This is a genomic window from Azohydromonas aeria (genome assembly GCF_009760915.1).
Taxonomy (GTDB): Bacteria; Pseudomonadota; Gammaproteobacteria; order Burkholderiales; family Burkholderiaceae_C; genus Azohydromonas; species Azohydromonas aeria.
The window spans coordinates 40,329-65,157 of sequence record NZ_VIDQ01000022.1 but is presented as its reverse complement, the minus strand read 5'-3'; the positions used below and the strand labels follow the sequence as shown (position 1 = coordinate 65,157).

Genomic DNA, 24,829 nt, shown 5'->3' with positions numbered 1-24,829 from the left:
GGAGCTGTTTCATGAACAACCAGTTCGAGGGAGGCCGGCCATGAGCCCGCTGGCCGGCGTGCGGGTGCTGGACCTGTCGCGCGTGCTGGCCGGCCCCTGGGCCGGGCAGCTGCTGGCGGACTACGGCGCCGACGTGATCAAGGTCGAGCGCCCGGGCAGCGGCGACGACACGCGCGCCTGGGGCCCGCCGTGGTGGGGCACGCCGGCCGAGCGCATGCCCGCCTACTACCTGTGCGCCAATCGCGGCAAGCGCTCGATCGCCGTGGACCTCGCCAGCGCCGAAGGCGCCGCGCTCGTGCGCACGCTCGCGGCCGAGGCCGACGTGCTGATCGAGAACTACAAGGTCGGCCAGCTCGCGCGCTACGGCCTGGACGCGCCTTCCCTGCGCGCGCTCAACCCGCGCCTGGTGTACTGCTCCATCACCGGCTACGGCCAGACCGGGCCGGAGGCCGCGCGCCCGGGCTACGACTTCGCCATCCAGGCCGCCGGCGGCCTCATGAGCATCACCGGCGAGGCGGAAGGGACGCCCGGCACCCAGCCGCAGAAGGTGGGCGTGGCGGTGGTGGACCTCATGACCGGTGTGTACGCAACCACGGCCATCCTGGCCGCGCTGCAGGGCCGCGAGCGCACGGGGCAGGGCTGCCACATCGACACCGCGCTGCTCGACGTGCAGGTGGCCATGCTCGCCAACCAGGCCGGCAACCACCTCGTGGGCGGGCTCACGCCCCGGCGCATGGGCAACGCGCATCCCAACATCGTGCCCTACCAGGTCTTCGCCACGGCCGACGGCCACATCGTGCTGGCCGTGGGCAACGACGCGCAGTTCGCGCGGCTGTGCGAGCTCGCCGGCGAGGCGGCGCTCGCGCGCGACGCGCGCTTCGCCACCAACGCCGCGCGCGTGGCCCACCGCGCCGAGCTGGTGCCGCGCGTGGCGGGGTGGATGCTGGCGCTGGGCACCGCGGCATGGTGCGAGCGGCTCGACGCCGCGGGCGTGCCCTGCGCGCCGCTGCGCGACATCGCCCAGGTGTTCGAGGCGCCGCAGGTGCGCGCGCGCGGCATGGTCGTGGAGCGCGGCGGCGAGGGCGATGCGGCGTCCATGCCGCTGGTGGCGGCGCCGGTGTGCTTCGACGGCGAGCGCGCCGCGGCCCGGCGCGCGCCGCCGCGGCTGGACCAGCATGGCGACGCGCTGCGCCGCGCGCTGGCCGCCGCCCCGGGCTGGCCGCCAGCCCCCGCGGACTGAAGGCGAGGGCTCCCGGGCGGCGCTGTCCGGCGCGCGAGTCGGACAGCGCCTACAGCACGGCGCGGCGGCGTCGTCTGGCACGCGGCGGCGGCAGCGGCGAGGATGAGCCACCATGCTCAGCGACGCCCCTCCCGTGCCGACCAGCCCGTTCTGGGCTGCCTTCACCGCCGCCTGGCCGCGCATCCGGCGCTGGGCCGTGCCGATCTTCGGCCTGGTGGTGCTGGGGCTGCTGCTGTCGCGCGCGCACCAGATCGACTGGGCCGGCGCCTGGGCCGCGCTCAAGCGCTACCCGTTGCAGCTGCTGCTGGCGGCCTGGGCCCTGGCCACGCTCAGCCATGCCGTCTACGGCTGCTTCGACCTCATCGGCCGCGGCCACGTGCGCCACCGCGTGGCGCGCTGGCGCAGCTGGGCCATCGCGGTGGCCAGCTATGCCTTCAACCTGAACCTGGGCTCGCTGGTGGGCGGCGTGGCGCTGCGCGCGCGGCTCTACGCCAAGGCGGGGCTGGACGAGACCACGGTGGCGCAGGTGGTGGGCATCAGCCTGGCCACTAACTGGCTGGGCTACGGGCTGCTGGCCGGCGCGCTGTTCGCCGCCGGCGAGATCGCGCTGCCAGCGCAGGCCGGGCTGCCGCCGTGGACGCTGCGCGCCGTGGGCGTGCTGATGCTGGGGCTGGCCGCCAGCTACGTGCTGGCCTGCGCGAAGTGGCGCGGGCGCGAATGGCACCTGCGCGGCCGGTGCCTGCGCTGGCCGAGCCCGGGCCGCGCCATCGCGCAGCTGCTGTTCTCCGCCGTGAACTGGGCGCTCATGGGCGCGGTGATGTACCTGCTGCTGGGCGAGCGGCTGCCCTACGCGCAGACGCTGGCAGTGCTGATGGCGGCGTCGATCGTCGGCGTGGTCACGCCCATCCCGGCTGGCCTGGGCGTGCTGGAGGCGGTGTACCTGGGGCTGCTGTCCGGTCGCCTGGGACAGGGCACGGTCCTGGGCGCGGTGCTGGCCTACCGGGCGCTGTACTACCTGCTGCCGCTGCTGGGCGGCATCGCGCTGTACCTGCTGCTGGAGCGCTACGCGGCGGCGCACCCGGCGCCGCAACCCGCCGCCGGCACGGCCGGGGCGGTCCAGGCGGCCAAGGCCCGATCGTCCTGATCCGGCACCGCGCCGCGCCGGCATCCGCCGGAATTGACATAACGGACATTGGTCCGGCTCAGAGCCGGCTCAGCAGCTCCGCCTTCTTGCTGGCGAACTCCTCGCTGGTGAGCACGCCGCGGGCATGCAGCTCGGCCAGCCGGTCGATGGCGGCGAACACGTCCAGGCCCTGCGGCAGCCCGGCGGCCGGCGCCGGCATCGAGGCCGACGGCGCGGGCGCGGCGGCCACCGGCGCCGGGGCGGCCGGCGCCTGGCCGTCCACCGAGACCACTGGCAGGCTGCCCACGTCCACCAGCCCGTACTGGCTGTTAAAGCTCAGCGAGCCGCTGCCGGACTGCTGCTGCGAGAAGCCGCCGATGTGGTGGTCGAGCGTGTCGTAGATCGTGACGCGGCCGTGCAGCTCGATGGCCAGGCGCCGCGCCTGCGAGAACCAGGCGTAACGCACGCCGTTCTGCGCGCCGGTGGCGTCGGGCCAGCGCAGGCTGGGTCCCCACCAGTCACCGCCGCCCTGGGGCCCCGGCACGAACAGGCTGGCCGCGCCCGGCGCTGCGGCGCCCATCGACGGCTGGCTGCCGCCGCCCCACGACGACTGCTGCTGCCCGTAGCCGCCACCGCCGTCCTGGCTCTGCGTCTGGAAACTGCCGGCTTGCAGCAGCCCGGGCTGGCTGGCAACCAGGCTAGCGAGCTCGCTGCACAGGCCGTCCACGCGCGCCTTGAGCGCGTTGTTGAACATGTCCGACACCATGGTCATGCCGCCGCGCATCCACTGCCCGGCGCCGCCGAACTCGGGATGGCCGAACTGCGCCATGCTGCCGTTGCCCTGGATCACGGCCCAGAGCATGGCGGTCACCGCCTCGCTGCTGAAGCCGTGGCGCCGGGCGATGTCGTCGATGGCCTGCCGGCCTTCCGGCGTGAGTTGTTGCATGGGACCCTTTCAATGGACGCGCCATTGTGCGTCGCCGCAAGCACGTCCTGCCCCGGCCCCGGCCCCGGCGCGCCACCTCGTCCCCTCAGCGCGTCTGCCCGTGGCGCCGGTGCCACTCGGCCAGCGACTCGTCCGGGTACGCGTCGAAGCTCTTGTCTGCGGGCCTGACGTGCGCCTCGACCCAGGCCGGCTTCGAGCCCAGCATCATGTGCGTGACCGCGGGCACGCCGGGCAGCGCGGTGTCGATGGCGCCGGCGTGCGGATGCACCAGGTCCGGCCAGGTCGGGTCGTACAGCCACAGGGCCGTGCCGCACTCGCGGCAGAAATGGCGCTCGCCGCTGCTGCGCCGCCCGTCCTCCATGCGCGCGCGGTACACGCCCAGGTGCTCGCGCCCGTGCACCTGCAGCGTGGCGTGGTCGGCGCCCAGGTTGACGGCGAAGCCGCCGCTGCCCGCGGTCTTGCGGCAGATCGAGCAGTAGCAGCGCATGAATGGAACGGGCTCGTGCGATTCCACGGAGAAACGCACGGCGCCGCAGTGGCAGGAACCTTCGAGTCGCATGGCGGGCACCTCGTCGTCGAGATCCGGAATGAGCGCCATCTTGCCGCTTTCAGGCGGCGGGCCCTGCCGTCAGGGACGCTGGAAATGTGCTGAAAAAGACCCTGAAGTCCTGTTCCGGGATTCGGGCGGTTTCGCCGCCTTGCCCTGGCCCGGTTTCAGGTCCGGCTACCGGATTTGACCGGGAACCAGACCATATTGCTGCGCTGCAATATGTCAGGCAGCGGCCGCGTGCGGCGGGAAGCGCCCGGCCCCGGCGCCACCGCAGTCGCGGCGCGGCCGCGACTCAATGGCGCGGGGTATGAATGCCGTCCGAATGGCGCCGGGCTGCAGCCTCGGCCACGCCGCAGCGTGGCGTGGATTCGCCATGGTCCAGCGCGGTGGCGGCGCCTTCGATCCAGCCGCCATACCAATCCAGCGCTTCGAACGAGCCACGCACGTAGGGACACTGGGCGGCGAATATCCCGCCCGCCATGAAGCCAGCGGTCCAGGCGCTTTCGTCCATGTTGCGCATGTTTTCCTCTGCGTCGATGCCTCGGGGCGCTGAAAGGCCGGCGCCGAATTGGCGACGCTTCCTGGTTCCGGGCCGGTGGGCTTTCAGCGCTTTCAAGATCAAGTATCGGGAGGGCCGCCCCCGATTCGCCATCCATCCCGGCGGCAGTGTGTGACGGGCTGTGATTGCCATGGCCTGTGCCGGCCGCGCCGCACGCCTAGCAGCGCGGTGGTGCGCGTTCAACCCGAAACCGCACGCCTTCCACGTCATTTTCCCGGCCCACATCCGCAAGACCGGCGACGACGTGAACTTCTCACGCCCCGGTGCCATGGCACCAAGGTGCAAACGGGAGTATCCGGGGCGTCGGGACTTCCTTTCACTGATGCCGAAGGTTAGCAAACCGTTACCAAAGCGGGCTCAATCTCCGCGGCTTTGGCGGGGCGGCGGACCTGTGGGCGACCGAAGCGCCGCTGCAATTCCGCCTGCCGCACCGGGTGATTCAGCGCATCTTGCTGCCCTCGCCAGCCGCAATGTTGGCCGAATTGTGTCGGCAGCGGGATACCGGCCAGGCCGTGAATTGTCTTGCCGCAGCCAGTGCAAATGCCGGCCGTGCCGCGAGCCCGGCCTTGGCAGCAGGCCAGCCTTCGCGCTGCACGGCTGCCGTGCCATCACGACGACCCAGCGTATTTCGGTTTCGGGTGGTTGAACGCGGTGCAGCGCCGGCTCCGAGCCGGCGCGGTCCTGCCCGGGAGCAAAGGGCACCCCCGGGCAGGACCGTCATCCCGTTGCCGGGTTGCCGTCGGTCACGCCGGCCCCTCCTTCGAATCACGGCGCCGGAGAAACCCCACTGCGTAAACCATTGCCGGCACCGCGCGATTCACCGGGCCTTGAAACCCGGTTTCGATTCGATCGTTTCCACGGCGCCCATTGCCGGTGGCACCGGCCGCCTTCACCGCTTGCACACAAGGCAGCAACAATCCGAACGGTGGTGCACCCGGCGTGATATGCGATTCATACTCCGGCGCCCACGCGGGCCAGCACTGCCCGGGAAGCGGCATATGCCGTATTGGCGGATTCCGGGCGGGTTCGCCGCAATGCGGGTGACGGGAAAAAAATTTCGGTGCCAAGGGTTCCCGTTTGGTTGAGCTGTGGCATTATCCGTTTGCGCGGAAGCCCGACAGGGCACCACGCCCCAGATCAGAAATGTCCAAGACATTCACCAAGGTGCAAAGCGTATGGCAAACATTCAAGACCTTCTGAAGCAGCGCGAGGAACTCGAGCGCCAGATCAAGCAACTGCAGGAAAGCTCCCGTTCGGAAGCGATCAACACCATCAAGGAGTTGATGGCCCAGAACAACCTGAGCATCGAAGACCTGCAAAGCAACACGCGCAGCGGCGGCAAGAAGGGTGAATCCGGCGGCAAGACGGGCACCGTCGCCCCGAAGTATCGCGATCCGGCTTCCGGCAAGACCTGGACCGGTCGCGGCCTCAAGCCGAAATGGGTCACCGAGGCCCTGGAAAGCGGCAAGACGCTCGACGACCTGGCCATCAAGGCCTGATTGCCGGCTGCAAGCCCGACCCCGGCTTCAAATAACCGCGGCTTCACACCGGCCGTGTTGAGAGCCCCGCCCCGGCGGGGCTTTTTGCTTTTGGTCGCAGCTTTCACGGCAGGGGCGCAGCCATGACGCAGTGATTACACAAGATTGCAAACCCCGGACTTGCCGCCCGCGTCCGATATGCCGGCCACCGACTTGACAAATCCGTAAGCAATCGTTCCCGCGCGACGGGCCGCATTGGGCGCCGCGGTCTGGGCCGGTGGCGGGAATTTGATCCAGCGCAGCTTCGTGCGGCGGTGGGCGTGGTGCGGCGCCATACTGGATTTGAAGGGCCCGGCCGGGAATGCGTTTCCCGGGGGTTGTGAAAAGCCGCACGCGGGGCCGTCCGCAATGCCCTTGGCAAGTCTCGGGATTGCGGCAAAAACGAGACATCGGCCACGGGCGCCGCAGGCGGCGGCTGCCAAAATCGCCAGCCGTCGGCACGGCGTCGGCGGCGCGTTGAATAACTGGACGGGGAGGTCGGCTTCATGAGCGCCGAAATCGGCACGGGGTTGCTGGTGTTGCACGGCAACCGGCTGGAGTTGCTCAAGGAGGCCGTGGTGGACTGGCTGCAGCGCCAGCCGCTGGCACCGCTGGAATCCGAGGTGTTCCTGGTCCAGAGCAACGGCGTGGCCGAGTGGCTGAAGATGGCCCTGGCGCGCTCGCGCGGCGTCTGCGCCGCGGCGCGGGTGGAGCTGCCCGCGCGCTTCCTGTGGCGCACCTACCGGCAGGTGCTGGGCCGCGCCGCGGTGCCGTCGCTGTCCCCGCTCGACGAGATCCCGCTGACCTGGCGCCTGATGCGGCTGCTGCCCGCGCAGCTGGAGCGTCCGGAGTTCGCGCCGCTGGCGCGCTTCCTGGCCGGCGGCGACGTGGCGCGGCGGCTGCAGCTCGCGCGCCGCCTGGCCGACCTGTTCGACCAGTACCAGGTGCACCGCGCCGACTGGCTCGACGACTGGGGCGCCGGCCACGACCGGCTGCGCCGCGCCGACGGCGAGTTCGCCGCCCTGCCCGACGACCAGCGCTGGCAGCCGCTGCTGTGGCACGCGCTGCTGGAGGAGCTCGACGACGCACAGCGCCTCGTGGTGCGTCCCGCCATCCACCACCGCTTCCTGGCCGCGCTCGACGGCGACGCGCCGCTGCGCGCGCCGGTGGCGCGCCGCGTGGTGGTGTTCGGCATGTCGCAGCTGCCGATGCAGATGCTGCAGGCGCTGGACGCGCTGTCGCGCCACGCGCAGGTGCTGCTGGCGGTGGTCAACCCCTGCCAGTACCACTGGGCCGACGTCATCGACGGGCGCGAGCTGCTGCGGCTGCAGCGCTGCCGCTTCCAGCACCGCGCCGGGCGCGACCTGGCCGCCGTGTCGCTGGAGGAAATGCACGCCCACGCGCATCCGCTGCTGGCGGCCTGGGGCCGCCAGGGCCGCGACTTCGTGCGCCAGCTCGACGCCTTCGACGCGCACGCGCTGGGCCGCGAGACGAGCCTGCCGCGCATCGACCTGTTCGACACCGAGGACGGCCCCGGCACCACGCTGCTGGGCCGGGTGCAGGCCGCCATCCGCGACCTGCTGCCGCTGGCCGAGCATCCGCGCACCGCGCCGGAGGCGGCCGACCGCTCCATCGTCTTCCACGTCGCGCACAGCGCGCAGCGCGAGGTGGAGGTGCTGCACGACGAGATCCTGCAGCTGCTGGCCGAGCCGCCGGGCGGGCAGCCGCTGCGCCCGCGCGACATCCTGGTGATGGTGCCGGACATCGACCGCTTCGCGCCGTCGATCCGCGCCGTGTTCGGCCAGTACGGGCCGGGCGACGCGCGCCACGTGCCCTACGGCATCGCGGACCTGCAGCAGCGCGGCCACGTGCCGCTGTTCGTGGCGCTGGAGTGGCTGCTGCGGCTGCCGCAGCAGCGCTGCCGGCTCACCGAGATCCGCGACCTGCTCGACGTGCCGGCGCTGGCGCGGCGCTTCGACGTCACCGAGGACGAGCTGCCGCGCATCGCGCAGTGGCTGGCCGGTGCGGGCGTGCGCTGGGGGCTGGACGACCGGCACCGTGCCGCGCTGGGCCTTTCCGCCTGCGGCGCGCAGAACACCTGGGTGTTCGGGCTGCGCCGCATGCTGCTGGGCTATGCCGCCGGCGACGGCGCGGCCTGGGGCGAGATCGAGTCCTACGGCGAGGTCGGCGGGCTCGAAGCCGCGGCGGCCGGATCGCTGGCGGTGCTGGTCGAGGAGCTGCACCGCTGGCACGAGCAGGCCGTGACGCCGGCCACGCCCGCCGAGTGGGCCGAGCGCGCGCGCCGGCTCCTGGAGAGCTTCTTCGAGCCGGTGGACGAGGCCGAACGCCAGCAGCTGGCGCTGCTGCAGGAGGCGCTCGAAGGCTGGCTGGAGGCGGCGCAGGCCGGCGGCTTCGAGGAGACCGTGCCGCTGGAGCTGCTGCGCGAGGGCTGGCTCGCGGGGCTGGACGAGCCCACGCTGCGCCGGCGCTTCCTGGACGGCGGCGTCACCTTCTGCACGCTCATGCCCATGCGCGCCATCCCGTTCGAGGTGGTGTGCCTGCTGGGCATGAACGACGGCGACTACCCGCGCCGCACGCACCGCGCCGACTTCGACCTGATGGGCCTGTCCGGCCAGCGCCGCCCCGGCGACCGCTCCCGCCGCGACGACGACCGCTACCTGATGCTCGAAGCGCTGCTGTCGGCGCGGCGCAAGCTCCACATCAGCTGGAGCGGGCGCAGCGTGCGCGACAACAGCGAGCAGCCGCCCTCGGTGCTGGTGTCGCAGCTGCGCGACTACCTGGACGCCGGCTGGGGCGAGAAGCTGTCGAAGCGGCTGACCACCGAGCACCCGCTGCAGCCCTTCAGCCGCCGCTACTTCGAGTCCGGCGGCGCGCTGCGCACCTGGGCGCGCGAGTGGCGCGCGGCGCACCATGCCGAGGCCGATGGCGCTGAATCGGCCGCGGCGGCGCTGCCGCGCTTCGAGCCTGATGCGGCCGTGCCGCTGACGCTGGCGCGGCTGGCGGCCTTCGTGAAGAACCCGGTGTCCGAGTACTTCGTGCGGCGCCTGGGCGTGAGCTTCGACGACGGCCCGGCGCCCGGCGAGGACTGCGAGCCCTTCGGCATCAACGGCCTGGAGGCCTGGGTGCTGATCAGCGAGCTGCTGGCCGACGCGCAGCACTGCACGGCCGAGGAGATCGCGCGGCGCGCGCGGCGCATCCAGCGCAGCGGCCGGCTGCCGATGAACGCGCTGGGCGAGCGCCAGCGCGACGAGCTTTTGAAACCCGCGCAGTGGATGCACCGCGAGTGGCTCAAGCTGCAGCGCGAGTTGCGGCAGCCCGCGCCGAAGGAGGCGCTCGGCTTCGAGCACGAAGGCGTGCGGCTGGAGGACTGGCTCACCGAGCTGCGCCAGGCCGACGACGGCGCGCCGGTGCTGCTGCAGCTGTCGCCCAGCAAGCTGCAGAAGAAGGGCGCGGCGCGCGTCGACAAGTTCGTCGATCACTGGGTGCGGCAGCTCGCGGCCAGCGCCTGCGGCGTGCCGCTGCGCGCGCGCATCGTCTCGCGCGACGCGGTGCTGGCGCTGGAGCCGATGCCGCAGGCCGATGCGGCCGCGACGCTGCGCGATCTCTTGTCGCTGTGGCGCCAGGGCATGGAGGCGCCGCTGCCGCTGGCTTGCCGCACGGCGCTGGCCTTCGTCGCCGACGGCAAGCTGCACGAGGTGCAGGCGGTGTACGAGGGCGGCGGCTTCGGCCCGGTGGCGGGCGAGGCCGAGGAGCCCTGCCTGGCGCGGCTCTATCCCGACTTCGAGGCGCTGACGGCCGACGGCCGCTTCCAGGACCTGGCGTCCACGCTCTACGGCCCGCTCGACGCCTGGGCCCGCTCCGGGGTGCGGGTGCTGGCCGAGGCCGGCGACGATGACGAAGGCACCGGCGACGCCGGCGACGGCGCGGAGGCGGCCCATGGCTGAACTGCTCGACCCGCTGCGCCTGCCCCTCTGGGGCAGCCGCCTGATCGAGGCCAGCGCCGGCACCGGCAAGACCTGGACCATTGCCGCGCTGTACCTGCGCCTGGTGCTGGGCCACGGCCCGCAGGACGGCGACGGCGCCTTCCACAGGCCGCTGCTGCCGGCCGAGATCCTGGTCATGACCTTCACTCGCGCGGCGACGCGGGAGCTGTCGGACCGCATCCGGGCGCGGCTGATCGAGGCGGCGCAGTGCTTTCGCGGCGAACGCGAACCCCAAAACGGCGACGAGCTGCTGCGCGGGCTGCTGTCGGCCTATCCCGAGGGCCCGGAGCGCACCCGCGCCGCCTGGCGCCTGGCCTGCGCGGCCGAGGGCATGGACGACGCGGCGGTGCACACCATCGACGCCTGGTGCCAGCGCATGCTGCGCGAGCACGCCTTCGACAGCCGCAACCTCTTCGACGAGGAGTTGCTCGCCGACGAGGGCAAGCTGCGCGACGAGGCGGTGCGCGACTACTGGCGCCAGCAGGTCTATCCGCTCGACGGCCCGGTGCTCGACGCCGTGTTCCAGCTCTGGGGCGACGTGGGCGTGCTGCGCGACGACGTGGCGGCGCTGGTCGGGCGCATCGACGCGGGCGATGCCGAGCCGCCGGCGCTGGGCGAGCTCTGCGCGCAGCTGCTGGCCGAGCAGGCGCGGCACCTGGGGCGGCTCAAGGAAGGCTGGAGCGAGCGCGTGCAGGCGTTGCGCGATTGGTTCGCCGAGGAGCTGGCGCGCAAGACCTGCCTGCTCAACCGGTCCAAGATCCAGGCCCGCTACTACGAGCCCTGGCTGCGCAAGCTGGAGACCTGGGCCGAGACGCCCGGACAGGTACACACCGACCTGCCCGACAAGGCGCTGGAACGGCTGTGTCCGGACGGCATGCGTGAGGCCTCCAAGCCGGGGCTGGAGCTGCCGGACCACTTCGAAGCGATCGAGCGGCTGCACGCGGCGCTGGCGGCCCTGCCCGACCTGAAGGTCGAACTGCGCCGGCACGCCGCGCGCTGCATCGCGCGCCGCCTGGCCGAACTGAAGACCCAGGCCGGCGCCTACGGCTTCGCCGACATGCTGGAGCGCCTGGACAAGGCGCTGCACGACGCGGACGCGGGGCCGCGGCTGCGCGAGCGCATCCTGGCGCAGCACCCGGTGGCGCTGGTGGACGAGTTCCAGGACACCTCGCCGCTGCAGTACCGCATCTTCGACCGGCTCTACCGCACGGCCGACTGCGCGCGCGACAGCGCGCTGCTGCTCATCGGTGACCCGAAGCAGTCGATCTACGCCTTCCGCGGCGCCGACATCCACAGCTACCTGGGCGCGCGCCGCGCCACGGCCGGGCGGCACTACGTGCTGGGCACGAACCACCGCTCGACGCAGGCGCTGGTGCGCGCGGTGAACCGGCTGTTCGAGCAGGCGGAGGCGCGCGCGGGCGGCGCCGGGGCGTTCCTGTTCCGCGCAGCCGGCGACGACCCCCTGCCCTTCCAGTCGGTGGAGGCGCGCGGCCGCGCCGAGCGTTTCGTCTGCGCCGGCGGCGAGGTGCCGGCGCTGTCCTTCCACCTGGACGCGGCGCTCGCCAATGCCGAGAGCCACCGCCGCCGCGGCGCCGAGCGCTGCGCCGAAGCCATCGCGGGGCTGCTCAACGACCCGCAGGCGGGCTTCGACCATCCCGGCGAGGGTTTTTCCCGGCTGCGCCCGGCTGACGTCGCGGTGCTGGTGCGCACCGGCGTGGAGGCCGAGGCCGTGCGGCGCGAGCTGCGCCGGCGCGGGGTGGCGTCGGTGTACCTCTCCGACAAGGACTCGGTGTTCGCCAGCGGCGAGGCGCGCGACCTGCTGCGCTGGCTGCGCGCGGTGGCCGCGCCGCTGGACCTGCGCCTGGCGCGCGCGGCCTGGGCCACGGCGCTGATCGGGCTGGAGCTGCACGAGCTGGCGCGCCTGGCCGCCGACGACGAGGCCTGGGAGCAGCGGCTGGAGCTGCTGCGCGAGCTGCGCGCGGTGTGGGAGCGCCAGGGCGTGCTGACCATGCTGCGCCAGACGCTGCACCGGCTGGCGCTGCCGGCGCGCTGGCTGGCCGCTGCGGACGGCGAGCGGCGGCTGACCAACGTGCTGCACATCGCCGAGCTGCTGCAGGCGGCCAGCGCGCAGCTCGACGGCGAGCAGGCCCTGGTGCGCTGGCTGTGCGAGCAGATCGAGAACGAGGACGCGGCCGAGGGCGACGAGCGCATCGTGCGGCTGGAGAGCGACGCGGACCTGGTCAAGGTCGTCACCATCCACAAGTCCAAGGGCCTGGAGTACCCGCTGGTGTTCCTGCCCTTCGCCTGCGATTTCAGGGCGGTGGACAAGCGCGGGCGCAGTTTCATCGAGCTGGTCGGCGAGGACGGCATGCGCCGGATCAGCTTCGACCTGGGCGCCGACGCGCTGGAGCAAGGCGACCGCGACCGGTTGCGCGAGGATCTGCGGCTGCTCTACGTGGCGCTGACCCGGGCCCGGCATGCGCTGTGGGTGGGCGTGGCGGCGCTGAAGAAGGGGCAGGTCAAGAGCTGCGTGCTGCACCGCAGCGCGCTGGGGCACCTGATCGGCGGCGGCGAGGCGATTTCCGAAGGTGAAATCGCCGCGCGGCTGGCGGCGGCCTGCGGCGAGGGCGGCTCCATCGCGCTGCTGGAGGCCTGTGAGAGTTGCGCCTGCACCGCCCTGCTGCCGCGCGACGACGCGCCGGCGCTGCAGCCCGGCGCCGAGTACGCCGCGCGCTTCGAGCGCGACTGGGGCATCGGCAGCTTCAGCAAGCTGGTGAAGCACCTGCCGGCCGCGCCGCTGGAGCGGCTGGAAGAGGCGCCGGTGCGCGAGAGCGACGAGTTCGAGGCCGGCCCGCTGCCGCTGCCGAGCGCGGCGGCCACCGCGCCCTGGCACCGCTTCCCGCGCGGCGCCTTTGCCGGCAACTTCCTGCACGACCAGCTCGAATGGCTCGCCGCCGAGGATTTCGGCCTTCGCGACAACGAGGCGTTGCAGGCGCAACTCAAGCGGCGCTGCGAGCGGCAGGGCTGGGGCAACCGCGCCGACGAGGTGCTGGAGTGGCTGTCGCTGGCGGTGGACACGCCGCTGCCGCCGCTGGGCGCGGCGCTGTCCGGGCTGAAGAACACCCTGCCGGAGATGGAGTTCTGGCTGCCCAGCGAGGGCCTGGACGCGGCGCGGGTCGATGCCCTGTGCCGCGAGCACCTGCTGCCCGGCCGCGCGCGCCCGGCCCTGCCGCAGCGCCGGCTGCGCGGCATGCTCATGGGCTTTTCCGACCTGGTGTTCGAGCACGGCGGGCGCTACTGGGTGCTGGACTACAAGTCCAACGCGCTGGGCCCGGCGGACCGCGACTACGGCGACGAGGCCATGGCTGCGGCCATGGCGGCGCACCGCTACGACGTGCAGGCGGCGCTGTACATGCTGGCGCTGCACCGGCAGCTGCGCGCGCGGCTGGGCGACGCCTACGACCCGGCCGAGCACCTGGGCGGCGCGGTCTACTTCTTCCTGCGCGGCATCCAGCATCCCGAGCGCGGCTGCCTGTGGGTGCCGCCGGAGCTGGCGCTGATCGAGGCGCTGGACGAGGCGATGGACGCGCAGCACGAGGAGCCGGGCGCATGAAGGCACGCAAGGATCACGACACCCTGGACTGGATCGACGCCCTGGCCAGCGCGCCCATCGGCGCCGACGAGCTGCTGGAGGAGCTGCAGCGCTGGACGCGCGCGGGCTGGATGCGCCACCTGGATGCGGCCATGGCGCGCTTCTCGCACACGCTCGCACCCGACGCGCCGCCCGTGGCGCTGCTGTGCGCGGCGCTGGTGGCGCACATGGAAAGCCGCGGCCACAGCTGCCTGCTGGTGGACGAGCTGCACGCGCGCCCGCACGAGCTGCTGGGCTGGACGGCGGAGCCGCGCCAGGCGCTGGACGCGCTGCTGGCGCGCCTGCCCGGCAGCCGCAACGACTGGCTGCAGGCCCTGCGCGGCTGCGCGCTGGTGCAGGCGGCCGACGGCGCAGCCGGCGCGGCCGATGCCGCCGCCGCTGCCGCTGCCGATGCGGCCACCGAGCGCCCCACCGCCCCGCTGGTGCTGGTGGAAGCGCGGCTGTACCTGCGCCGCTACTGGGCCTACGAGCAGCGCGTGGCGGCGCAGGTGCGCGCCCGCGGCGCGCTGCGCGAGGCGGTGGACACGGCGGCGGTGCGCGCCTGGCTGGACCGGCTGTTCGCGCCGGAAGCGGGGGCGAAGCCGGCGCCGCGCGCCGCGGACCGGATCGACTGGCAGAAGGCGGCCTGCGCGCTGGCGCTGCGCGGGCGGCTGTCCGTGATCACCGGCGGCCCCGGCACGGGCAAGACCTACACCGTGGCGCGGCTGCTGGCGCTGCTGCTGGCCACGGCGCCGGAGCCGGATCGGCTGCGCATCGCGCTGGCCGCGCCCACGGGCAAGGCGGCGGCGCGGCTGAAGCAGTCGATCGAGGGCTCGCTGCAGGCGCTGCACGGGCGCCTGGACGGCGCGCTGGACCTGCCGGCGCTGACCGCGCGCATCGGCGCGGCGCGCACGCTGCACGGGCTGCTGGGCGCACGCCCGGACACGCGCCACTTCGCCTTCAATGCCGCGCACCCGCTGGACGTGGACGTGCTGGTGGTGGACGAGGCCTCCATGGTCCACCTGGAGATGATGGCCTGCCTGCTCGATGCGCTGCCGCCCACGGCGCGCGTGGTGCTGCTGGGCGACAAGGACCAGCTCGCCTCGGTGGAGGCCGGCGCGGTGCTGGGCGACTTGTGTGGCGACGCCGAGGCCGGCGGCTACGACGCCGAGACCTGCGCCTATGTCGAGGCCGCCTGCGGCGACCGCATGGCCGAGGAGTTCCGCGGCGCGCGCGGCGGCGCGCTGGCGCAGCAGACGGTGATGCTGCGCGAGAGCCGGCGCTTCGGCGGGCCGATTGGCCGCCTGGCCACGGCCGTGAACCAGGGCAACGTGGCGCAGGCGCACAAGGCCCTGCGCGACACGAAGCAGACGGCGCTGCGCTGGCTGGAAGCCGCCGTGCCGCAGGCGGTGGTGCAGTTGGCGCTGCACGGGCGCGAAGGCGCGCCCGGCTGCTACGCCCAATACCTGGAAGTGCTGCGCCGCGGGCCCGCAGCGGGTACGGACGGGGACGGCGACGGCGACGAGGCCGCGCAGGCCGCGCATGCCGACTGGGCGCGCGAGGTGCTGACGGCCTTCGAGCGCTTCCGGGTGCTGTGCGCGGTGCGCGAGGGCGAATGGGGCGTGCAGGGGCTCAATGCCGCCATCGAAACCGGCCTGGTCAATGCCGGGCTGCTGAGGAAGACGGGCGAGTGGTACGAGGGCCGCCCGGTGATGGTCACGCGCAACCAGGCGGCGCTGGGGGTGTTCAACGGCGACATCGGCATCGCGCTGCGCGCGCCGGGGGCCAGATCCGGGGCACTGCGGGTGTATTTCCTGGAGGGGCCGAAAATCCACTCGGTGCTGGCGAGCCGGCTGGCGGACGTGGAGACCGCCTTCGCGCTGACGGTGCACAAATCGCAGGGTTCCGAATTCGAGCACACGCTGCTGGTATTGCCGGAACAGGCCTCGTCGCAGGTCCTGACGCGCGAGCTGGCCTATACGGGCATCACGCGGGCGCGCGAGGCGTTTACGCTGGTTTCTCCGCAGCCGGGGGTATTGGCGGCGGCGGTGGAGAGGAAGACGAGGCGGGCGAGCGGGTTGCGGCAGGCGCTGGGGTAGCGAGCGACAGCAGGATGGATGCGTCAGCGCTGCAATTCCCGAAGCACCTCGGGATGCGCCATGGCGACGCGCAGCAAGGTTCTCGCAGCGCCGGTCGGCTCCCGCCTTCCCTGCTCCCAGTCCTGCAGCGTCCTGGCCGACACGCCCAGCAGGATGGCAAATTCCTGCTGCGACAGGCCGATTCTTGCGCGGGCCTCGGCGGCGTCGGGCAATTGCACTTCAGTCATGTGTGCCGCCTCGCCGCGCTTCATTTGCCTGACCGATTCCAGCAGGTTGCGCTGGAATTGCTCCATTTCAGAAGGCATCTTCGACTCCTTGCTTCAATTGGGCGAGAAACGATGTGGGCAAATTGTCGAATTCTGCCTTCTTGTAGACAATCAAGAGCCAGACCGTTTCCGTGATGGCATTGAAGTAAATCACCCGGGCGCCGCCGCGCTTACCCTGCCCGCCGGATGACCATCGCACCTTGGGGCACCCGCCACTGCCAGGAATCACATTTCCTGCATCAGGCTGGGCAGCGATCCAGTTGATGAACTCGACCCGCTCAGCGTCGGACCAGATTTCCCGGGCGTAGCGCTGGAATATCGGTGTTTCAGCGACCGTTCGCATGGTGACTATACGGCAGTGCCGTATATAAAGCAAGCTTGGCGTTGCATCGTCACACCGCCTCTCCCGGCCCCGTTCCGAACCGGTTTTCTCCCGGCGTGCCCTTGAACGCCATCAGCGCGAGAAACGCGAACGGCCCGACGAAGGGCACGAACAGCAGCAGCATCCACCAGGCGCGGCGGTCGGTGTCGTGCAGGCGGCGCACCGTGACGGCGGCGCTGGGCAGCAGCAGTCCGAAGGTGAAGATGCCCGACAGCAGTCCCGGCCCGTCGGGCTCGTGCAGCGTGCCGAGGATGGCGTCGAGCAGGGTCAGCACGACGGAAATCAGCAGCCAGATCAGCGTGAAATACCAGTACTCGGCGCGTCCGGCCCGGCCATGGAATACCGCGTATTTCTTCACGACGGTGATGAACCAGTCCAGGCTGCTGCCCTGCGGCACGGCGACGGAATTCATGGTTGGCGCTCCCAGGGTGTGGATGGCGCGGTGGCCGGTGGGTGGGAAACAAGCGCTGGAAGCATCGAATCGGAACCGGACCATTCGTTTGAATCGTCAAAGGGCGCAGCCACCGCGGCTTTCACCGTCGCCACCACCAGCCACAGCACCATTCCCGCCGCCACAAGGAAACAGGCTTTCAGGAACAACACATAAAGCCGCATGCGCCAGTCCCGGTCATTCATCGGCAACTGCCTTCCAGTAAATCGCTCTTGAATTGCGATCCACCGTAGCCGTGCCCTCAAGCCGGCGCATGGGAGTTTTGTACCGCGCCGGGCAGGACGAATCAGGGGGGATCTGCGGGCACGCCGCCGGCGACGAGCCAGGCCGGGTCGAACCAGCGGTCGGCATCGCCGTCATAGGGCAGCCGGTTGACGTCCCAGTGCCGGATCCAGGGCGCGTAGGCGTTCCATACCGCCGGGCCGCCGCCGATGAAGACCACGCGGCCGGGATAGCGCGCCAGCACCTCGGCCGGCGGCTCGTGCGAGCGGATCACGGCCACGGTGCGCTCGGCCAGCGCGAAGCCGGGGACGCTGTCAATGGTGCGCGGCCCGGCCAGCAGCACGTGGCCGCGCGTGATCTCGAAGAAGCGCGCCACGTCCTCGCGGAAGGCGCGGCCGCGCTCGCCCTCCCAGGGCATGCGCCCGTGCAGGCCGAGCTGGCCGCGCAGGCCGATGGCGCAGATGGCGCGTACGTCGTTCATGGACCGCTCTCCTTCGCGGCGCCGCGGGCCGCGCGCTGGTTGCCGGTGCCGGACGCGGGACCGTGGCATCCGACCACGCGCCGCACCCGGCAACGGCGGCGCCCGCGGTGCCGGCGCGGCGGCGGGCGCTGTCTGCCAGGGAGGGCTTGCACCAACCCGGGCCGCGGCTTTGACCTGCCGCAAGACACTGGGCGCCGCGGGCGCCGAATCTTGAGCCTGCTGCACCGCACAACCGCTCCTGCCGCAGGCCCCAGGGTTTTGGAGCATAGGGTTCAACCCCGGCCGAGGCGTGAAGTAAGGCCGCCGCAAAGCTTGCGCGGCACGCTGGCGCCAGATACCCCGAGAGCGAGATCAAGGAGAGAGACAGACATGGAAACCGATGCCGACCTGAAACGCGACGTCGAAGCCGAGCTGGGCTGGGACCCGGCCGTCAAGGCCCTGGGCCTGAAGGTCCAGGTGCGCGACGGCGTGGTCACGCTCAGCGGCCGCGTCGAGGCCTACACCGACCGCTGCGCCGTGGAAAAGGCGCTGCAGCGCGTCAACGGCGCGCGCGGCTTCAAGTACGACATCGAGGTGGTGCTGCCGCCGGAGCTGCAGCGCAGCGACGCCGACATCGCGCAGGCCGCGCGCGCCGCGCTGCAGTGGAGCGCGCCCTCGGTGATGGACGACGTCGACATCGGCGTGGACGACGGCTGGCTGACGCTGGAAGGCGAGGTGGACCGCAGCTCGCTGCGCAAGCGCGTGGAAGAGGCCATGCGCGACCTCACGGGGCTGGTGGGACTGACCAACAACATCACGGTGCGCGGGGCGGCCGGCGCGGCCCAGCGCTCCCAGGCGGCCGAGCTGCGCTGACGCCGCCCCGCCGCCGTCCGGCGGTGCTACTGCAGCGAGGCCGGCGGGGACGGCGGCAGCGGCGCCTCGTGCAGCATGCCGCGCAGCACGTCGATCACCTTCTGCGGCGTCGGGTGCGCCTCCAGCGACAGCTCCGGGCGCGAGCGCACGATGCACAGCACGGCGTGGCGGTCTTCCCAGGAGGCACTGCGGCAGGCTTCGACCAGGGCATCACCGGCAAAGTGCGCATCGGCCAGGTGCACCGCCTGCGCGATCAGAGCCATGGCGTTGAGTGTGTGCATGTCCCCTCTCCCCGGCCGACTCGCGGCCCCGTGCAATGAGAAGGACTGTGACGCCGTGCAACCCCCTTGCGCGCAACGCCCCGCCTGACTGCGCAAGCTTGGTGTGGCGCCCCGCTGACGGGGCTTTTCACCTGTGCAGGGGATGGCGCCCGCGCGCCTTTTGAAGGCGCCACGGCCGTCGGCCCCGTGAAACGGTTGTGACCCCGCGGCGTTCAGGGTGAACCCTCCCCCGCAAGAGGGCCGTCCGCGCGCGGATGGGGTATTGCCAACAGCGGCCCGCCGGGTGCTGGCCGGCGGGCCCGCGCGTTGCAGGCTCTCAAATGGCCTTCAGGTCCCGCAGAACGTCCGGTAGCAGGCCGTCACCGCCTGCGGCGCCGGCTCGGCATGACGGGCGTGCTCCGCAAGCTCTTCAAAGGGCCGCTGCAGCGCCGCCAGCATGCGCTGCAGCGGTTGCAGGTCGCCGCGGTCGGAAGCGGCTTCCAGCGCCTCTTCCACGAGGTGGTTGCGCGGGATGATCCACGGGCTGACCCGGCGCATGCCCGCGGCGCGCGCGGCGGCGTCGCCGCCCTCGGCCGCGCAGCGCGCGCGCCAGCGCGCCAGCCACGCCTCCAGCGCTTCGGGCGCGTCGCCGAAAAGCGCGCGCAGCGGGGCGTCGTTGCCGTCCGCGGCATCGGCCAGGCGGCGCCAGCCGAGCGTGAAGTCCACCGCGTGCGCGTGCAGCAGGTCCAGCCAGCTCCCGGCCAGCGCGGTGTCGCCCTCGTCGTCAGCGGGCGTGGCGGAAAGCAGGCCCAGCTTGGCGCGCTGGCCGCGCAGCAGCGCCGCGGCGTACAGCCCGGGAAAGGCGTCGATCACCTCGGTGGCCCGCGCCACGGCCTCGGCAATGGCCGCCTCGGACTCGTCGCCGGCCATGAGCGGCAGCAGCGCCTCGGCCAGCCGCGCCAGGTTCCAGCGCGCGATCAGCGGCTGGTTCGAATAGGCGTAGCGCCCGCCATGGTCGATGGAGCTGAACTTCGCATCCGGGTCGTAGGCCTCCATGAAGGCACAGGGACCGTAGTCGATGGTCTCGCCCGAGATGGTCATGTTGTCGGTGTTCATCACGCCGTGGATGAAGCCGACGTTCATCCACTGCGCCACGAGCAGCGCCTGGCGCTCGGCCACGCGGCGCAGCAGCCCCAGCACGCGGTCGGGCGCATCGACCAGGTCCGGGTCGTGGCGCGCGACGGCGTAGTCGACGAGCTGGCGCAGCTTGTCGATGTCGCCACGCGCCGAGAAGAACTGGAAGGTGCCCACGCGCAGGTGGCTCAGTGCCACGCGCGTGAGCACGGCGCCAGGGAGCACGCGCTCGCGAAAGACCGATTCGCCCGTGCCCGCCACGGCCAGCGCGCGCGTGGTCGGGATGCCCAGCGCATGCACGCCCTCGCCCACCAGCACCTCGCGCAGCATCGGCCCGACGCCGGCCTTGCCGTCGCCGCCGCGCGAGAACGGCGTGCGCCCGGAGCCCTTGAAGGCGATGTCGCGGCGGCGCCCCAGGCGGTCGATGACCTCGCCCAGCAGCAGCGCGCGGCCATCGCCCAGCTGCGGCGAGAAGCCGCCGAACTGGTGCCCGGCATAGGCCTGCGCGATGGGCTCGGCGCCTTCGGGCAGCGCGTTGCCGGCAAAGAGCGCCGCGCCGGCCTCGCCGTCGAGCGCCGCGGCGTCCAGGCCGAGCTCGGCGGCCAGCTCGCGGTTCAGGTACAGCAGCTGCGGCGCCGGCGCGGCGGCCGGCTTCCAGGGCACGAAGAAGCCCTGCAGCTCGCGGGCGTAGGTGTTGTCGAAGCGGAAGGCGGTGGTAGTCATAAGGTGCCAGTGTGGCGGGCCGCCGCCGGGCCTGTCCTTGTCAGGGCCAAGCCGGGGACGACGCGCCCGGGAAGGCGGCGCACGGCCCGGGAAACACCCCGTTGCCGCCGGGCGGTGCTTTGCTTGAACCCGTTCAAGGAAACGCAGGCCGCCGAAGCCTACGATGCCGCCCAGGCGCTCGGCCTGACGCCGTTGCAATCTCAACCAGGACAGGAGCCTTCAGCCGCCCCTCTCGTGAATCCCCCGATCCGTTCTGTTGTCCTCCACACCGTGAGCATCTCCACCCCCCGCTTGTTGGATTTCTGAATCCTTGCCACGGTCGTGTTTCGGGCCGGCTTCGCAGCCGGCCCGTTTTTCTTTGGAGAACCGGAAAGCGCAAGCCGCCAGGCGTGCCGTATTCACGCCGCAAAGGCCGCCCGGAGCCGCTTGAGCAAAGGCAATTTCCGATTCTTGAAGCGGTTCAAGGAAATCCCCGACCAGATAACTAGGCTGCTGCCTGTCGTCATGGAACAGGAGGGCTCCCACATGAGCCAGACCAGCGGCGGGTTCACCAAGCAGAAGGCCCGCAACATTTTCTGGGGTGGCAGCGTGTTCTTCGCGCTGCTATTCACCGTGCTGATCGTGGACAGCGAGCGGCAGATCCCGCAGCGCTCCAACGCGTCGGAGATCACGCCCGCGGTGGCGCGCGGCAAGGCGATCTGGGAGACGCGCAACTGCATCGGCTGCCACACGCTGCTGGGCGAGGGCGCCTACTTCGCGCCGGAGCTGGGCAACGTGCACGAGCGCCGTGGCGGCGAGTTCATCAAGGCCTGGATGCAGGCGCAACCGACCGGGGCCCCCGGCCGCCGCCAGATGCCGCAGTTCAACCTCGACGCGCAGCAGCTCGACGACCTGGTCGAGTTCCTGAAGTGGACCGGCAGGATCAATACCGAGAAGTGGCCGCCGAACATCGAGGGCTGACACCATGAAACCCATCGCACTCAAGTACAAGTCGCAGTCCGTCGCGAAGCTGTATTTCATCGCGGCGCTCGGCCTGTTCGCCGCGCAGATCCTCTTCGGCCTCGGGCTGGGCCTGCAGTACGTGGTCGGGGACTTCCTCTTCCCCTACATCCCCTTCAACCAGGCCCGCATGGTCCACACGAACCTGCTGATCGTGTGGCTGCTGTTCGGCTTCATGGGCGCGGCGTACTACATCGTGCCCGAGGAGACCGAGACCGAGCTGTGGAGCCCCAGGCTCGCCGTCGCGCTGTTCTGGATCTTCCTGGCCGCCGGCGCGCTGACCATCGTCGGCTACCTGGCCGTACCCTACGCCAAGCTCGCCGAGCTCACGGGCAACGACCTGCTGCAGACCATGGGACGCGAGTTCCTGGAGCAGCCGCTGCCGACCAAGCTGGGCATCGTGGTGGTGGCGCTGGGCTTCCTGCTCAACCTGAGCATGACCATGCTCAAGGGCCGCAAGACCAGCGTGGGCCTGGTGCTGATGACGGGCCTGTGGGGCCTGGCGCTGCTGTTCCTCTTCAGCTTTGTCAACCCGCACAACCTCGTGCGCGACAAGATGTACTGGTGGTTCGTGGTGCACCTGTGGGTCGAGGGCGTGTGGGAGCTGATCCTGGGCGCGCTGCTGGCCTTCGTGCTGGTCAAGACCACGGGCGTGGACCGCGAGGTGATCGACAAGTGGCTGTACGTGATCATCGCCTTCGCGCTGATGACGGGCATCCTGGGCACCGGCCACCACTTCTACTTCATCGGCATGCCCGGCTACTGGAAGTGGATCGGCAGCATCTTCTCCGCGCTGGAGCCGATCCCCTTCTTCATGATGACGGTGTTCGCCTTCAACATGGTGCAGCGCCGCCGCCGCGAGCATCCCAACCAGGCCGCCGTGCTGTGGGCGCTGGGCACCGGGGTGCTGGGCTTCCTGGGCGCGGGCCTGTGGGGCTTCATCCACACGCTGTCGCCGGTCAACTACTACACGCACGGCACGCAGGTCACCGCCGCCCACGGCCACCTGGCCTTCTACGGCGCCTACGTGTGCGTGGTGCTGACCATGATCAGCTACGCCATGCCGATCCTGCGCGGCCGCGAGTGCAACTCGCTGCGCGCCCAGGCGGTGGAGCGCAAGGGCTTCTGGACCATGGCCATCGGCATGGCCGTGATGGTGCTGGCCCTGACCGGCGCCGGCGTGCTGCAGGTGTGGCTGCAGCGCCTGCCCGAGAGCGGCGCCATGAGCTTCATGGCCACGCAGGACCAGCTCGCCACCTTCTACTGGGTGCGCGTCGGCGGCGGCGTGGTGTTCCTGCTCGGCCTGCTGGCCTACCTGGCGAGCTTCTTCGTCGGCGCCTCGGCCGAGGAACTCTCCGCCCAGCGCGGCGGCAAGGCCCTCAAGGCCACGCCGGCGCAGCGCGCCTGACGCTCAGGCACTCCACAGGGGAACGGAAGCCTCGGCCCCTTTTCCCCTCCCCTCTCTCCCAGGGCACCTCGTGCCCTGGGGACTCGGCGGGCGCCGCGCGCCGAGTCCCCAGGACGCCCCGTCCTCGCCACCGACAACGCCATTGACAACGGAACCTTCGCCATGGAATTCGCCTCCGCCGCCCGCGTCGCCGCCATCCCGTTCTACATGGCGCAGGCAGCCGAGTGCGGCCTGTTCGAGCATGCCTTCAGGGAGCGGCTGCCGCTGCTGATCAAGGGCCCCACGGGCTGCGGCAAGACGCGCTTCGTCGAGCACATGGCCGCCCGGCTGGGCCGCCCGCTCATCACCGTGAGCTGCCACGACGACCTCTCCGCCGCCGACCTGGTTGGCCGCCACCTCATCGGCGACGGCCAGACCGTCTGGAACGACGGCCCGCTGACGCGCGCCGTGCGCCAGGGCGCCATCTGCTACCTCGACGAGGTGGTGGAGGCGCGCAAGGACACCACCGTGGTGCTGCACCCGCTGGCCGACGACCGCCGCGTGCTGCCCATCGAGCGCACCGGCGAACTGCTGAGCGCCGCGCCCGGTTTCATGCTCGTCATCAGCTACAACCCTGGCTACCAGAACCTGCTCAAGAGCCTCAAGCCCAGCACCCGGCAGCGCTTCGTGGCGCTGAGTTTCGGCTACCCGGCGCCTGAAGTGGAGCAGCGCATCGTCGAGGCCGAGGCCGAGGCTCCGCCGCCGCTCGCCGCCACGCTCGTGCGGCTGGCGCAGGCGCTGCGCAAGCTCACCGACCACGACCTCGAGGAGACGGTCAGCACCCGGCTGCTGGTGGTCGCGGCGCGCCTGGTGCGCTCCGGGCTGCCGCTGGCCGCGGCCTGCCAGGCGGCGATCGTGGACGCGCTCACCGACGACGCCGAGACCGGCGCCGCGTTGGCGGAGCTGGTGCATGCCGTGGTCGGCGATGGCCAACCCTGAGCGCCCGATGACGGTGCGCCGGCCGGCGGTGCAGGCGCCGGCCGCGCGCGCCGCGCAGCGGCTGCAGCGCCGCCGGCACTGGATGCAGGCCGGCTTCTTTGCCTTCTTCGTGCTGGCGCCGGCGCTCAACCTGCTGCGCTTCGACCTCAACGAGACCCAGCTGTGGGTGCTGGGCATGCGCTGGTCGCTGGGCATCGACGCCTTCACCGCCGGGCAGATCAGCGCGCCGCAGGTGGCGCTCAACTTCGTGCTGCGCGCGCTGCTGCCGGCCGTCGTGCTGGTGGGCGGCTTCCTGTGGGTGGCCTGGCGCTACGGGCGCCTCTGGTGCGGCTGGCTGTGCCCGCACTTCTCGGCGGTGGAAGTCGTCAACGACCTGCTGCACCGCGCCTGCGCGAGGTTCAGCCTCTGGGACCGGCATGCCACGCCGCGCAGCGACCGGCCGGCGCAAAAGCGCTGGTGGCCGCTGTTCGCCCTGTCCTGCCTGCTGCTGGGCTTCACCTGGGCCGTGACGATCCTGAGCTACCTGCTGCCGCCCTCCGAGATCTGGGGCAACCTGCTCAACGGCACGCCCACGCCGAACCAGGCGAAGTTCCTGGCCATCGCCACGACCGTGTTCACGCTGGAGTTCGCCTTCGCGCGGCACCTGTTCTGCCGCTTCGGCTGCGCGGTGGGGCTGTTCCAGAGCCTGGCCTGGATGGCCAATCCGCGCGGCATGGTGGTGGCCTTCAGCCGCGACCGCGCGCGCGACTGCCGCGGCTGCGAGACGGTGAAGAGCCCTTCGGGCGCGGCCTGCGACAACGCCTGCCCGATGCGGCTGCACCCGCGCAACATCAAGCGGATGATGTTCTCGTGCGTGCAGTGCGGGCGCTGCCTCGCCGAGTGTGAGGTGTCGCAGAAGCCCGGCGCGCCGCTGCTGCACTGGGAACAGGGCGCGGCCGCGGAGGCCGAGACGCAGCGGCAGCGGCGCGAGGATCAGGGCTGATGCTTTCTCAACCTTCTTCGAT

At 71.7% G+C, this 24,829-nt stretch carries 22 protein-coding genes; 12 read left to right on the top strand and 10 right to left on the bottom strand.

What is annotated here, in order from left to right; translation table 11 throughout:
* Positions 1-40 precede the first annotated feature (40 nt).
* Entirely contained in the window at positions 41-1,240 is a 1,200-nt protein-coding gene (locus FJ694_RS15030) for a CaiB/BaiF CoA transferase family protein (RefSeq protein WP_157268056.1), read from the top strand.
* Between the two features lie 112 nt (positions 1,241-1,352).
* Entirely contained in the window at positions 1,353-2,384 is a 1,032-nt protein-coding gene (locus FJ694_RS15025) for a lysylphosphatidylglycerol synthase domain-containing protein (RefSeq protein ID WP_157268055.1), read from the top strand.
* A 58-nt stretch (positions 2,385-2,442) separates the two neighbouring features.
* Here the strand turns inward: FJ694_RS15025 and FJ694_RS15020 are convergent, their stop codons facing one another.
* From FJ694_RS15020 to FJ694_RS15010, 3 genes are all read right to left on the bottom strand, one after another.
* The gene (locus FJ694_RS15020; protein ID WP_157268054.1) at positions 2,443-3,309 is read right to left on the bottom strand and encodes an SHOCT domain-containing protein; all 867 of its coding nucleotides are present in this window, start codon (positions 3,307-3,309) and stop codon (positions 2,443-2,445) included.
* Between the two features lie 85 nt (positions 3,310-3,394).
* Positions 3,395-3,868 carry a GFA family protein gene (locus tag FJ694_RS15015; protein WP_157268086.1) on the bottom strand — a complete coding sequence of 158 codons (474 nt, stop codon included), beginning with the start codon at positions 3,866-3,868 and terminating at the stop codon, positions 3,395-3,397.
* A 283-nt stretch (positions 3,869-4,151) separates the two neighbouring features.
* Positions 4,152-4,475 carry a hypothetical protein gene (locus FJ694_RS15010; RefSeq protein ID WP_157268053.1) on the bottom strand — a complete coding sequence of 108 codons (324 nt, stop codon included), beginning with the start codon at positions 4,473-4,475 and terminating at the stop codon, positions 4,152-4,154.
* Positions 4,476-5,593: 1,118 nt separating this feature from the next.
* Between FJ694_RS15010 and FJ694_RS15005 the strand changes: the two genes are divergently transcribed.
* The 4 genes from FJ694_RS15005 to recD all read left to right on the top strand — a co-directional run bounded on the left by FJ694_RS15005 (position 5,594) and on the right by recD (position 15,669).
* Positions 5,594-5,917, top strand: a complete 324-nt coding sequence (locus FJ694_RS15005; RefSeq protein ID WP_157268052.1) for an H-NS histone family protein — start codon at positions 5,594-5,596, stop codon at positions 5,915-5,917.
* A 524-nt stretch (positions 5,918-6,441) separates the two neighbouring features.
* Positions 6,442-9,900 carry an exodeoxyribonuclease V subunit gamma gene (recC, locus tag FJ694_RS15000; protein WP_157268051.1) on the top strand — a complete coding sequence of 1,153 codons (3,459 nt, stop codon included), beginning with the start codon at positions 6,442-6,444 and terminating at the stop codon, positions 9,898-9,900.
* On the top strand, positions 9,893-13,552 hold the full coding sequence (gene recB, locus FJ694_RS14995; RefSeq protein WP_157268050.1) for an exodeoxyribonuclease V subunit beta: 3,660 nt from the start codon (positions 9,893-9,895) through the stop codon (positions 13,550-13,552). The genes recC and recB overlap by 8 nt, the downstream gene beginning before the upstream one ends.
* Complete coding sequence (recD, locus tag FJ694_RS14990; protein ID WP_157268049.1) at positions 13,549-15,669, top strand: exodeoxyribonuclease V subunit alpha; 2,121 nt, start codon at positions 13,549-13,551, stop codon at positions 15,667-15,669. The genes recB and recD overlap by 4 nt, the downstream gene beginning before the upstream one ends.
* Positions 15,670-15,692: 23 nt before the next feature.
* Here the strand turns inward: recD and FJ694_RS14985 are convergent, their stop codons facing one another.
* From FJ694_RS14985 to FJ694_RS14965, 5 genes are all read right to left on the bottom strand, one after another.
* A complete protein-coding gene (locus tag FJ694_RS14985; protein WP_157268048.1) occupies positions 15,693-15,974 on the bottom strand; it encodes a helix-turn-helix domain-containing protein in 282 nt (93 codons plus the stop codon).
* Complete coding sequence (locus FJ694_RS14980; RefSeq protein WP_157268047.1) at positions 15,964-16,278, bottom strand: type II toxin-antitoxin system RelE/ParE family toxin; 315 nt, start codon at positions 16,276-16,278, stop codon at positions 15,964-15,966. Before FJ694_RS14980 ends, FJ694_RS14985 begins: the two co-directional genes overlap by 11 nt.
* 49 nt (positions 16,279-16,327) lie before the next feature.
* On the bottom strand, positions 16,328-16,729 hold the full coding sequence (locus tag FJ694_RS14975) for a DUF805 domain-containing protein (RefSeq protein WP_198320844.1): 402 nt from the start codon (positions 16,727-16,729) through the stop codon (positions 16,328-16,330).
* Entirely contained in the window at positions 16,726-16,953 is a 228-nt protein-coding gene (locus tag FJ694_RS14970) for a hypothetical protein (RefSeq protein WP_157268046.1), read from the bottom strand. Before FJ694_RS14970 ends, FJ694_RS14975 begins: the two co-directional genes overlap by 4 nt.
* 101 nt (positions 16,954-17,054) lie before the next feature.
* A complete protein-coding gene (locus tag FJ694_RS14965) occupies positions 17,055-17,471 on the bottom strand; it encodes a dihydrofolate reductase (RefSeq protein ID WP_157268045.1) in 417 nt (138 codons plus the stop codon).
* Positions 17,472-17,840: 369 nt separating this feature from the next.
* On the opposite strand from FJ694_RS14965, the gene FJ694_RS14960 reads away from it, so the two are divergent.
* Positions 17,841-18,323: a BON domain-containing protein gene (locus FJ694_RS14960; protein WP_157268044.1), complete on the top strand. Its 483-nt coding sequence runs from the start codon at positions 17,841-17,843 to the stop codon at positions 18,321-18,323.
* A gap of 26 nt (positions 18,324-18,349) precedes the next feature.
* Here FJ694_RS14960 and FJ694_RS14955 read toward each other — a convergent pair whose 3' ends face one another.
* Positions 18,350-18,604, bottom strand: coding sequence for a hypothetical protein (locus FJ694_RS14955; RefSeq protein WP_157268043.1), 255 nt, complete (start codon positions 18,602-18,604; stop codon positions 18,350-18,352).
* 327 nt (positions 18,605-18,931) lie between these two features.
* Positions 18,932-20,440, bottom strand: coding sequence for a protein adenylyltransferase SelO (locus FJ694_RS14950; RefSeq protein WP_157268042.1), 1,509 nt, complete (start codon positions 20,438-20,440; stop codon positions 18,932-18,934).
* Positions 20,441-20,563: 123 nt separating this feature from the next.
* Between FJ694_RS14950 and FJ694_RS14945 the strand changes: the two genes are divergently transcribed.
* The 5 genes from FJ694_RS14945 to FJ694_RS14925 all read left to right on the top strand — a co-directional run bounded on the left by FJ694_RS14945 (position 20,564) and on the right by FJ694_RS14925 (position 24,807).
* Positions 20,564-20,746 carry a hypothetical protein gene (locus FJ694_RS14945; RefSeq protein WP_157268041.1) on the top strand — a complete coding sequence of 61 codons (183 nt, stop codon included), beginning with the start codon at positions 20,564-20,566 and terminating at the stop codon, positions 20,744-20,746.
* Positions 20,747-20,965: 219 nt separating this feature from the next.
* Positions 20,966-21,400, top strand: a complete 435-nt coding sequence (locus tag FJ694_RS14940; protein WP_157268040.1) for a c-type cytochrome — start codon at positions 20,966-20,968, stop codon at positions 21,398-21,400.
* 4 nt (positions 21,401-21,404) lie between these two features.
* Positions 21,405-22,847 (top strand): cbb3-type cytochrome c oxidase subunit I, encoded by a 1,443-nt coding sequence (locus tag FJ694_RS14935; RefSeq protein WP_157268039.1) that lies wholly within the window; start codon positions 21,405-21,407, stop codon positions 22,845-22,847.
* Positions 22,848-23,009: 162 nt separating this feature from the next.
* A complete protein-coding gene (locus FJ694_RS14930; protein WP_157268038.1) occupies positions 23,010-23,825 on the top strand; it encodes a CbbQ/NirQ/NorQ/GpvN family protein in 816 nt (271 codons plus the stop codon).
* Positions 23,797-24,807: a 4Fe-4S binding protein gene (locus tag FJ694_RS14925; RefSeq protein ID WP_232540041.1), complete on the top strand. Its 1,011-nt coding sequence runs from the start codon at positions 23,797-23,799 to the stop codon at positions 24,805-24,807. The genes FJ694_RS14930 and FJ694_RS14925 overlap by 29 nt, the downstream gene beginning before the upstream one ends.
* The last annotated feature ends 22 nt before the right edge of the window (positions 24,808-24,829 follow it).